Raw genomic sequence first — 9,671 nt, 5'->3', positions numbered from 1 at the left:
GCGAGGCGATCACGAGGGAGAACACGTTGTAGATGGTGTCGTACTGGGTCTGGGTTAGGGAGTCAGGTATCAAGATGTCCTCTACTGTCCACGAGCATTTGCCGAAATGACGGCGATTGAGTCGAAAAATATAGCTAACCGAGTTATGTACCAAAACATACTCCGGCTGACAAGGTTTTGCCAGCAAATGCGAGACCGATTCCGGGAAATGCTGATCAGTTTCGGGTTTCTCGCTAGGCTATTTTTGTAAATCACCCGATCCGCACCATGGCACGAGATCGAGTGCAAAGGAGTCGGATGATTCATGAAGTGGACGCTGACCTCGTGATACTGGGCGCGGGCTTGGCCGGGCTCACTCTGGCGGCCCGGTTAGCTCGGGAGCGTTCCGGCCCGCGTGTCGTGCTGCTAGAACCTCGCACGGCCTATCGAGACGATCGCAGCTGGTGTTTTTGGCGACCGGAACAGCATGATCTGTCACATTTGGTCTCGCGACGTTGGAAAACATGGACTTTTTCCGATGCGGCAGGTTTGACCGTTCGGCACCAGGTACCCGGACTGGCCTATCAGTACGTTCGGGGCAGCGATTTCTACGCGAGCGCGCAGGCCGACATTGCCGAGTCGCCGCGCGTCGAGCTGTGCCTCGGGGTGCGTGCCGGCACGGTTACGGCGGTTTCGGGCGGTGTTCGGGTGGAGTCCAGCGCGGGCACACTGTTGGCGCGTCAGGTGATTGATACCCGGCCCCGCGCTGCGGCGACGATGCTATACCAGAGCTTCGTGGGACTCGAACTGGAACGTGACTGTCCGCTGCCGTTCGACCCTGGCGAGGTGACGCTGATGGGGTCCCTCGCGTCCGACGCCGAGGGCTTGGGTTTTGTGTATGCCTTGCCGCTGGGACCGAACCGCGCGATCGTGGAGTGGACGAGGTTCGGCACAGCGCCGATCGACCGGGACCGCCTGGTCCTGGAGCTGGATCAGGTGCTTACCGGGCTCGGCTTGGCTGACGCCCACCGGGTGCGAAGCGAGGGCGGCGTGCTGGCCATGGGACTGGGCCGCCAGGCCGCGCCGCCAATCACCGGCGTGGTGCATGCTGGCAACGCCGGCGGTGCGCTGCGAGCTGCTTCGGGCTACGGGTTTTTACGCATTGCACGTTGGGCCCAGCTGTGCACGGAACGCCTGCTCGCGGGGCGGGAAGCCGTGGGACATCCGGAAGAACCGCGACTGCGACGCACCTTCGATCGCATTTTTCTGCAGGCTGTTCGGGCGCACCCGGAACGCACCGCAGAGTATTTTCTCGCCCTCGCCCGCGGCGTTCCCCCGGCCGCACTGGTGCGTTTCCTCAGTGACGGTGCGCGGGCCGCGGACTACGCGCGCATCATCTCCAGCCTGCCGTGGAGCCCCTTCATCGCCCAGCTGGCCGCGCCCACCGTGTTCAGCCCTGCACCGGCCGTGCCGGTCGCCGCGGACGTCACCGCAATGCGTAGCACGAGCACGAGCACGAGCACGAGCACGAGCACGAGCACGAGCACGAGCGAGCCGTGATGACCGGCCAAACAGCTCCGTCTCAGCCGGGGTCCGCCCGCGTCAGGCCGCGGTGGCGCCGGGTGCCCGTCGAGACGGTGGTGTTTGCCAGCCTCGCCGTGGTCGCCTTGGTCGTGCTCGGGTTGGGCCTGCCACTGCCCTCGCCCACGATTCAGGTCGTGCTCCTCGGGGTGCTGGTCGGGATCCTGGGCCTGCCCCACGGCGCCCTCGATCCGCTGATCGCGCGCCGTGTCGGACTGTGGCGCACCCCACTGGGCTTCGCCGGGTTCAACCTGGCGTACATTCTCGTCGTGGTCGGCGTTGTGTTGCTTTGGCTGATCGCTCCGGTGGCGAGCCTGGTTACGTTCCTGCTCGTGTCTGCGGTGCACTTTGGGTCCGATTGGAATACCGACAGGGCGTTGTGGCTGCGGTTTCTCGCCGGCTTCGGACTGCTCACTGTCCCGGCGCTGTCACATCCCGCGCAGGTGAGTGCCGCTTACGTGGTGCTGGCCGGAGACGGAGGCGCGATAGTGGCCAACGTGCAAGAGTGGCTCGGGCCGCTCGCCCTGGCCAGCTTGCTGGTCGCAGCCCTGGTTGCCCTGCGACGTCGGGCGCACGAAAGCATTGAAATTCTGCTCGCGACCATGCTCGCGCTTGCAACAGATCCGCTCGTCTTCTTTCTGCTATATTTCTGCGCGCTGCACAGCTTTCGGCACCTGAAGGCCGGGTTCCACGCCGAACGTGGTGGTGGACGGCTGTCGGCCCTGATGGTGATGGTTTACACCGTGGTGCCCATCCTTATAGTGAGCGCAGTGCTGGTCTGGGTCGGCCCCGACGGCGCCTTGAGTGAGCAGATTCTGCAGGTAGTGTTCATCGGTTTGGCGGGACTAACCGTGCCGCACATGATCGTCGTCACTCAGGAAAACCGTCACCGGCGGGCGTCAAGATCACCCGATCGTATGGCGGGTGGCCGCGTCGCCAGTAGCCGGAAAGTTATTGATTGAGGCGGTGAGGCGGTGGACCTGGAACGCTATTAGATACTAACCATGCGTAATTCGCGGGCGGCTCTGTGCTGCCGCGGAACTCTTGCCCAGTGCTGTCTCTTACCCCCGCATCAGTGTGTGTGTGTGAAATTGTTTGGGACTTATTGACCACCCGGGTGGTGAGTGGACGATGCCCGGCGGGTCTTGCATTTCAGGATCAGAGTGCGTGTTGAAGGAGATGTCCCATGCGATCACGTTTGGTGCGTAGATATGCGGAGTTGGCTGGATGGGCACCTGCTGTAAGTGATACGCGCTCGAGGACGGTGATCCCGTGCGCGGTGAGCTGGTCGACCTTGTCCGGGTTGTTGGTGAGGAGGCGCACCGCCCGAAGCCGGAGGTTGTGGAGGATCGCAGCCGCGGCGGAATAATCACGGCCATCCCCGGGGAGGCCGAGCGCGAGGTTCGCATCGAGCGTGTCTAAGCCGGCTTCTTGCAGTCGGTAGGCCTTGAGTTTGTTGACGAGTCCGATGCCGCGGCCCTCGTGGCCACGCATGTAGATCACGACACCGCCGTACTGATTGATTGTGTCGAGGGCGGAGTCGAGTTGGGGGCCGCATTCACATTTCTGAGATTCGAAGACCTCACCTGTCAGACATTCGGAGTGCACACGAACGAGGCAGCCGTCGGTTGGTGTGCCGGAAACCACGGCGAGATGCTCGCTGCCGGTGACGAGGTCGCGGTAGGCGCGGAACTGGAAAGTGCCGTGCTTGGTCGGGACGGTCGTTTCGACTTCGAACGTGACACCAGACATCTCGCTGGAACGCATGGTGCCGACATCGATTCCCTCCGCCGAGAGTGCCGCGGTGGGCGCCCTCGAAGGGGTGATACTGAAACATGTTTCAGCCATGATCACAGCGATTCCAGGGGCACATCGGCATCCGTGAGCCTGGCGCGATCGACCTGGTTGCCGCGCCGGATGATGCCTTGCACGGCTTCGTTGACATCCCAGACATTCACGTTCATTCCCGCTACAACTTTTTCACCCGCGACCCAGAAGGCGATGAATTCGCGGCCAGCCCGGTCGCCTCGATAGACCACGTCAGCTCCCCGCGCCAGGGGCCCGAACCCGGAGTACTCCATTCCGACGTCGAACTGGTCGGTGTAGAAGTAGGGGATGTCGTCGAAGGACACCTTCTGGTCGAGCATCGACCGGGCCGCAGCCTTTCCACCATTCAATGCATTGGCCCAGTGTTCGCTGCGCAGTCGCAACTTCGCCAGGGGATGGTAGGCATTGGCAACGTCACCCGCTGCGTAGATTGCCGGGTCGCTCGTGCGAAGGGATGCATCGACGGAGACACCGTTATCGATCGTTAGCCCCGCTGAGTCGGCCAGCTCTACGTTGGGCGTGGCACCAATGCCGACCAAGATGAGGTCCGCGGGAATGACCTCTCCGCTGGTGAGTTTCACAGCGGTAGCTCGGCCGTCCTGTCCGAGAACACTGTCAACGGACACCGAGCGTCGCAGAATGACGCCGTTTTGTTCGTGGAGATCGGCGAACATTTGGCCGAGCTCGTCGCCGAGCGCGTTCGCCAGAGGGATCGGGTCGCGTTCAAGAATTGTCACGTCGTTTCCGAGGGTGCGTGCCGTCGCAGCTACCTCCATGCCAATCCAGCCCGAGCCGATCAAGACAAGACGCAGGCTTCCGCCCGCAAGCAAAGGGCGCAGCGCGTCGGAGTCATCGAGGGTACGCAGATAGCGCACGCCTTCAAGGTCTGCCCCGGGAATCGACAGGCGGCGAGGTGACGAGCCAGTGGCTAATAACAGCTTGTTGTACGCGATGGCCTCACCGGCAGCAGTATGAATGAGCTGGCGGGCGGCATCAATGCGGGCAACAGAAGTACCGAGGACTAAGTCGACGTCATGTTCGGTATACCAGCCCTCGGGATCCACGTAGACGGAGTCGCGGTCACTGGATCCGCTGAGGTAATCCTTCGAGAGCGGGGGGCGGATATAGGGCCGGTGCGCTTCGGCGCCGACCAGTTGAATCGGCCCGGTGAAGCCTTCTTCGCGTAGCGTCCTGGCAGCGGACGCACCAGCAAGCCCTGCTCCGACGATGACATAACTCTGAGAATCCGGCATGTTTCCTCTTTACTGGTCTGCTGGCGAGCTTCGTAGCCCAACTTTAGGAGCCTTCCGTTTCTTTTGTCAAGATACTTTGTTTTAGAGTTACGATTATCACTATGAACGAACAATCACGGACGGACGACATCTCTGCTATCGCGTCGCTCAGCGACCCGCTGCGTCGCGCTTTGTTCGATCTTGTCTCCCAAAGCGCCACGCCGGTGGGCCGTGATGAGGCGGCCGAGGCGCTGGGCGTTCCGCGCGGGACGGTGGCGTTTCACTTGGAGAAACTTGCTCGAAGCGGGCTGTTGGACACCGGATTCCAGCGCCGCACCGGCCGAACTGGTCCTGGAGCTGGACGGCCGGCCAAGCTGTACCGTCGCGCGGCCAACGAAATCGTCGTGTCCGTTCCGGGCCGATACTACGCTCTGGCCGGAGAGCTATTGATTTCTGCCATCGAGCAATCTGATCGCACAGGGGAGCCCGCCCAGGAGTCGCTCGCTCGGGTGTCCGAAGAACACGGTCGTGCACTGGGCACGAGTGCCGGCTCATTGGACGCGGTGCTGCAGGCAACCGGATATGAGCCTTTGGATGATGGTGATGGCGGACTGCTTCTTCACAACTGCCCATTCCACCAGCTGGCGCAGAGTCACACCGAGACCATCTGCGCGGCCAACCTGGCTCTATTGGAAGGGGTCGCGGAAGGTGCGGGTGAGCGCGCCCGAAAGGTGCAATTTGCACCGAAAGACGGATACTGTTGCGTGCGTATCGCCCGGAATGCCGAGTAGGCGGAAGGCCCGCGGCGCAAACCCCGGAGCGTTCACCGACGCAGCCCGCATCATCGGCCAGGCGCTTACTTCATGCAAATGCTGGCGGCGGTACTGAGTCGTTGAAGGAGGTCCGCGAGCACGGTCTGCTCCTCATCGCTGAGCGCGGCGGTGATGGCAAGCTCGGTTTCGAGGTGATTGGGCAATGCCGTCTCGATGAGATCTCTGCCCGCATCGGTGAGTGCGACGAGCTTACCGCGACCGTCGCCGGGGTTTGCCTGGCGCGTGACAAGCCCGCGATTCTCCAGTTTGTTTAGTCGCTGGGCCACTGCGCTCGTGGAAATCATGGCCTCACGCGCCAACGCGAACGGGGTGATTCGGTAGGGAACACCGCTTCTCAGAAGGGTCGCGAGCACGTCAAAGGCGGCAGCATCCAAACCGTGCTGGGCGAATGTCCTGGCAAGTCGCGATTCCACGACGTGGGCGGTGCGACTTAATCGACCGATGACGGCCATGGGTGATACATCAAGGCTGGGCTTTTCCGTGCGCCACTGTTCAATGATTCGGTCAACGTGGTCCGGCATGTGGCCATACTACCAATTGCTAACCACTTAGGTATAATACCTAAGTGCTTAGCAACCGAACTTTCTTGTTGATGACAACAGCTTTGGCCCCGGCGCTTTGGGGCACGACCTACCTGACAACCACGATGCTGCTGCCAGAGGATCGGCCGCTGCTCGCGGCGACGTTGCGCGCACTTCCGGCGGGAATCCTCCTTCTCCTGCTCTGCCGACGGTTGCCACGCGGCGCATGGTGGTGGAAATCCTGGGTCCTGGGCATTCTCAACATCGCAGCGTTCTTTGCGTTGCTCTTCATCGCGGCCTACCGACTCCCGGGCGGTGTGGCCGCAATCATGGGCGGTATTCAGCCACTCGTCATCGCCGTTCTGGCCAGCCGCGTTCTCCACGAGCGTTTGACGGGCCGGGTGGTCATCGCCGGTGCTACCGGCTTATTCGGCGTGTGCCTCATCGTGCTCCAGGCCCAAGCCCGCCTCGACACCATCGGCCTCCTGGCCGCTCTTGGCGGAACCCTCTCCATGGCATTCGGGATCGTGCTGACCAAAAAGTGGGGACAGCCCGCGCCCCCGCTCACGACCACTGCATGGCAGCTCATCGCAGGAGGACTCTCCCTCCTGGTCCTCATGCTCGTGATCGAGGGCCTTCCCGTCGCTCCCCTGACACCGCTGAACGTTGTCGGATATACCTATTTGTCGGTCATCGGCACCGCGTTCGCCTACGTCATGTGGTTTCGTGGAATCGCACAGCTTGCGGCAAGCACCACGGCTTTCCTTGGCTTGCTCAGCCCCGTCGTGGCCATCCTCCTCGGCTGGATAATCGCCGGCGAAAACCTCACCCCAATGCAGATAGCCGGGATCGTCATCGTGCTCAGCTCAATCTCCGCCGCCATCATTTCCAGGCACGCAAAACCCTCGTGCTGCGGTGATGCTGATCTCTGTTCCCAGCAGATCCGCATTTGACGAGGCCTACCGTTCGAGAGGTCCCTGGGAGCGCAGACTAATGTGCGACGTCACTCGTTTGGTGAGCCGTCCCCGGACCGGCCGCCCAGTACTCAGGCTGCGAGCTTTTTGAGGTACCGCGCCAGGGCTTGTGGAGCCGAACGAAGCGCCTCGGCCTCAACGACCGCGTTGTAGTTCGTGTTGGTGTTCACATCGTAGGTGAGCACTCGGCCGTCTTCGGCTTCGATGAACTCGATACCGCACACTTCCAACCCGTTCCGGCGCGCGAACTCGAGGTATTTCTCGATAATCGAGTGGTCGAAGTCTTCGCGCAGGCTGAACAGCTGCTGACCGGCTACGGGCGCGATAGTGGCGCCGGGAGGCATGATCAGTTCGCGCGTGATCGGGTCGATGGCGCAGGCATCCGCTGGGCACAACTGGAAGCCGCCGCGCGCGGTGTCGGCCTTGACGGCGTAGATGAACTCGCCGCCGACGATCTCGGCCCTGGTGATGAACGGTTCCGCAGCCTGGATGTATTCCTGAATCAGTGTGATGCCATCTTGCGGCTCCTCGAACTCGTCGGACGCAACGTACTCGGCGAGCTCTTCGTGGCTCGTGAACTTGCGCACGCCCAGACCCTTACCGCCCTGATTATGCTTGGTCATGAACGGGGCGGGAAAGTCGCGTGCGGCGGCGAGGATTTGCTCGCGGCCCACCGCCGCCACGGTGCGCGGGGTGTCGATTCCAGCGGCTTTGAGAGCGACCAGCTGCTCGACTTTACTCATCTCAAGTTCGAGCACGCGTCGGCCGTTCACCGTGCGGCGGCCGTGGGCCTCGAGCCAGGCCAATACGGCGCGGGCGTAATCTTTCGACTTTCCATGGTCACGCGTGTGAGCGGATGCGCTGATGCGCGACCAGAAGATTCCCTCCGGTGGTACCGAATCCAGGTCGAGAACGCCGTCGGTGAGCAGCCATTCCTTCACTTCCATGCCCTCTGCTTCAAAGGCCCGGGCGAACGGCGGAAACCATTCGGGGTTCTCGTGCAGGGCATAGATCGTGGGCTGGCTAACAGTCATGAAAATCCTTTCGGGTTGCACTGAACTTAAGGAGGCCCCAGCGCGGGGTATTCCTTGGGTCTTGCGTTGTCACTACTGCGGGATCATGATGCCGTTGCCCGGGCCCATCGGGAGGTCGAAAAAGAAGAAGACACTCAGCACGGCTACCCAGGCGAGCCAGAACGTGACTGCGAAGGGCAGCATGCGGGCGATTATGGTGCCGAGCCCCGCCTGTGGTTCGTATTTGCGCAGCATCGTGAGGAGCACGATCATGTACGGATTGAGGGGGGTGAGTACCTGGGTGGCCGAATCTCCGACCCGGAAAGCGCCCTGGATGAACGCGGGTTCATAGCCCAGTAATACGAACAGCGGTACGAACACGGCGGCCATCAGCGTCCACATGGCCGAACCGGAAATGATGAAAAGGTTCAGCAGTGAGGCGAGGAGCACGAAGGCAACGACGGCCGAAAATCCGGTGAGGCCGATGGACTCAAGGCCCCCGGCTCCCGCAACGGCCAGCCAGCTTCCGATTCCGGAGAAATTGAACAGGGCGACGAACTGGCCGAGGATGAACGCGAGCACGAGGAATCCGCTCATGTCCTTGATGGCGTGCCCCATCACGCGGGGTACGTCACTGCCCGTCGCGATGGTTCCGGTGATCTTGCCGTACACCAGCCCCGGAATGACGAACGTGGCGAAAACGATGAACACGATTGAACTCAACAGGGGCGAGCGAGGCAGGAACCCGCCGTCTTCGTTTCGCCACGGGGATTCCGGAAGGAGCACGCCGACGAGGATCACTCCGGCGACGACGACGCCCGCCACGAATGCCCAGAACAGGCCGCGATTCTCGGTGTCCGTGAGCCGCGTGTTCATCGCGGCGGGACCCGAGACGTCGTCGTTGTCGATGATCTCCTCGCGCGCGATCCCTTGGCGGCCCAGACGCGGTTCGAGAATTTTGTCGATCATGAAGCCGGCCAGGGCGATGAGTACGAGCGCGGAGACCACATTGAAGAAGTAGTTCGAAACCGGGGTCACAACGGAACCGGCATTGGGTAGGTTCTGCGTGACCGACGTGGTGATTCCGGCGAATAGGGCGTCGAGGCTTGTCACGACCAGCGAGGTGGAGTAGCCGGCACCCACGGCGGCAAACCCGCCGAGCAGCCCGGCGACGGGATGCCGGCCGGCGGCCTTGAACACCAGGGCTGCAAGCGGGGGGATCACCACGAATGCCGCATCCGACATAATCGACCCCACGACCCCCACGAACGCCACGGCGTAGGGGAGTGACCAGCGCGGCGCCGAACCGAAAGCCTTACGGATCAGCGCAGCGAGCAGGCCGGACTTCTCGGCAACACCGACCGCGAGCAGGATGGGGAGCACCGTCGCCAGCGGCGGGAAGCCCAGATAGTTGACCCCAATGTTCTGGGTGAACCACGTGAGCCCTTCGGCGGTGAAGAAGCCCTTGATCACGGTGATCTCGTCGGTCCCGGGTAGCTGCACCGTGACATTGGCCCAGGCCATGGCAGTCGACGCCACCGCCGTGATTGCGAACAACAGCAGGAAGAGCATGAACGGGTCGGGCAGCTTGTTGCCGACGCGTTCGATTCCGCCGAGGACACGGTCGATCAGAACGGTACGCCGAGTGAGGGTCTGTGCTGAAGACATGGGGACTACCTTGCGTCGGAGGGAACGAAACGATCAGTGTGAG

9 protein-coding genes are annotated in these 9,671 nt (G+C 62.3%); 4 read left to right on the top strand and 5 right to left on the bottom strand.

Annotated elements, in window-relative coordinates:
- The first annotated feature begins 267 nt into the window (after nt 1–267).
- Nucleotides 268–1,539 carry a lycopene cyclase family protein gene (locus E3T38_RS04160; RefSeq protein ID WP_134546391.1) on the top strand — a complete coding sequence of 424 codons (1,272 nt, stop codon included), beginning with the start codon at nt 268–270 and terminating at the stop codon, nt 1,537–1,539.
- 62 nt (nt 1,540–1,601) lie between these two features.
- Entirely contained in the window at nt 1,602–2,522 is a 921-nt protein-coding gene (locus E3T38_RS04155) for a Brp/Blh family beta-carotene 15,15'-dioxygenase (protein ID WP_166805407.1), read from the top strand.
- A 196-nt stretch (nt 2,523–2,718) separates the two neighbouring features.
- On the opposite strand, the gene ribA is transcribed toward E3T38_RS04155, so the two are convergent.
- On the bottom strand, nt 2,719–3,408 hold the full coding sequence (gene ribA, locus E3T38_RS04150) for a GTP cyclohydrolase II (RefSeq protein ID WP_134546387.1): 690 nt from the start codon (nt 3,406–3,408) through the stop codon (nt 2,719–2,721).
- 2 nt (nt 3,409–3,410) lie between these two features.
- Nucleotides 3,411–4,640 (bottom strand): NAD(P)/FAD-dependent oxidoreductase, encoded by a 1,230-nt coding sequence (locus E3T38_RS04145; protein ID WP_134546385.1) that lies wholly within the window; start codon nt 4,638–4,640, stop codon nt 3,411–3,413.
- A gap of 101 nt (nt 4,641–4,741) precedes the next feature.
- Between E3T38_RS04145 and E3T38_RS04140 the strand changes: the two genes are divergently transcribed.
- Nucleotides 4,742–5,410, top strand: a complete 669-nt coding sequence (locus E3T38_RS04140) for a metalloregulator ArsR/SmtB family transcription factor (RefSeq protein ID WP_134546383.1) — start codon at nt 4,742–4,744, stop codon at nt 5,408–5,410.
- A 65-nt stretch (nt 5,411–5,475) separates the two neighbouring features.
- Here the strand turns inward: E3T38_RS04140 and E3T38_RS04135 are convergent, their stop codons facing one another.
- Nucleotides 5,476–5,973 (bottom strand): MarR family winged helix-turn-helix transcriptional regulator, encoded by a 498-nt coding sequence (locus tag E3T38_RS04135; protein WP_134546381.1) that lies wholly within the window; start codon nt 5,971–5,973, stop codon nt 5,476–5,478.
- A gap of 44 nt (nt 5,974–6,017) precedes the next feature.
- On the opposite strand from E3T38_RS04135, the gene E3T38_RS04130 reads away from it, so the two are divergent.
- A complete protein-coding gene (locus E3T38_RS04130; protein WP_241984276.1) occupies nt 6,018–6,926 on the top strand; it encodes an EamA family transporter in 909 nt (302 codons plus the stop codon).
- 92 nt (nt 6,927–7,018) lie between these two features.
- Here E3T38_RS04130 and E3T38_RS04125 read toward each other — a convergent pair whose 3' ends face one another.
- Together E3T38_RS04125 and E3T38_RS04120 are read right to left on the bottom strand one after the other, a co-directional pair.
- Complete coding sequence (locus tag E3T38_RS04125) at nt 7,019–7,981, bottom strand: RimK family alpha-L-glutamate ligase (protein ID WP_134546379.1); 963 nt, start codon at nt 7,979–7,981, stop codon at nt 7,019–7,021.
- A 72-nt stretch (nt 7,982–8,053) separates the two neighbouring features.
- Nucleotides 8,054–9,628, bottom strand: a complete 1,575-nt coding sequence (locus tag E3T38_RS04120; protein WP_134546378.1) for an AbgT family transporter — start codon at nt 9,626–9,628, stop codon at nt 8,054–8,056.
- Between the last annotated feature and the right edge of the window lie 43 nt (nt 9,629–9,671).

Source organism: Cryobacterium sp. Hb1, from assembly GCF_004403585.1.
In the GTDB taxonomy this organism is placed as follows: domain Bacteria; phylum Actinomycetota; class Actinomycetes; order Actinomycetales; family Microbacteriaceae; genus Cryobacterium; species Cryobacterium lyxosi.
The sequence above is the reverse complement of the archived record's forward strand: the minus strand, read 5'-3'. Positions and strand labels throughout refer to the sequence as shown.

Coding starts and splice junctions, on each gene's coding strand:
- E3T38_RS04135 (WP_134546381.1), bottom strand. CDS start 5,973: ATGCCGGACCACGTTGACCGAATCATTGAACAGTGGCGCACGGAAAAG.
- E3T38_RS04145 (WP_134546385.1), bottom strand. CDS start 4,640: ATGCCGGATTCTCAGAGTTATGTCATCGTCGGAGCAGGGCTTGCTGGT.
- E3T38_RS04160 (WP_134546391.1), top strand. CDS start 268: ATGGCACGAGATCGAGTGCAAAGGAGTCGGATGATTCATGAAGTGGAC.
- E3T38_RS04120 (WP_134546378.1), bottom strand. CDS start 9,628: ATGTCTTCAGCACAGACCCTCACTCGGCGTACCGTTCTGATCGACCGT.
- E3T38_RS04125 (WP_134546379.1), bottom strand. CDS start 7,981: ATGACTGTTAGCCAGCCCACGATCTATGCCCTGCACGAGAACCCCGAA.
- ribA (WP_134546387.1), bottom strand. CDS start 3,408: ATGGCTGAAACATGTTTCAGTATCACCCCTTCGAGGGCGCCCACCGCG.
- E3T38_RS04140 (WP_134546383.1), top strand. CDS start 4,742: ATGAACGAACAATCACGGACGGACGACATCTCTGCTATCGCGTCGCTC.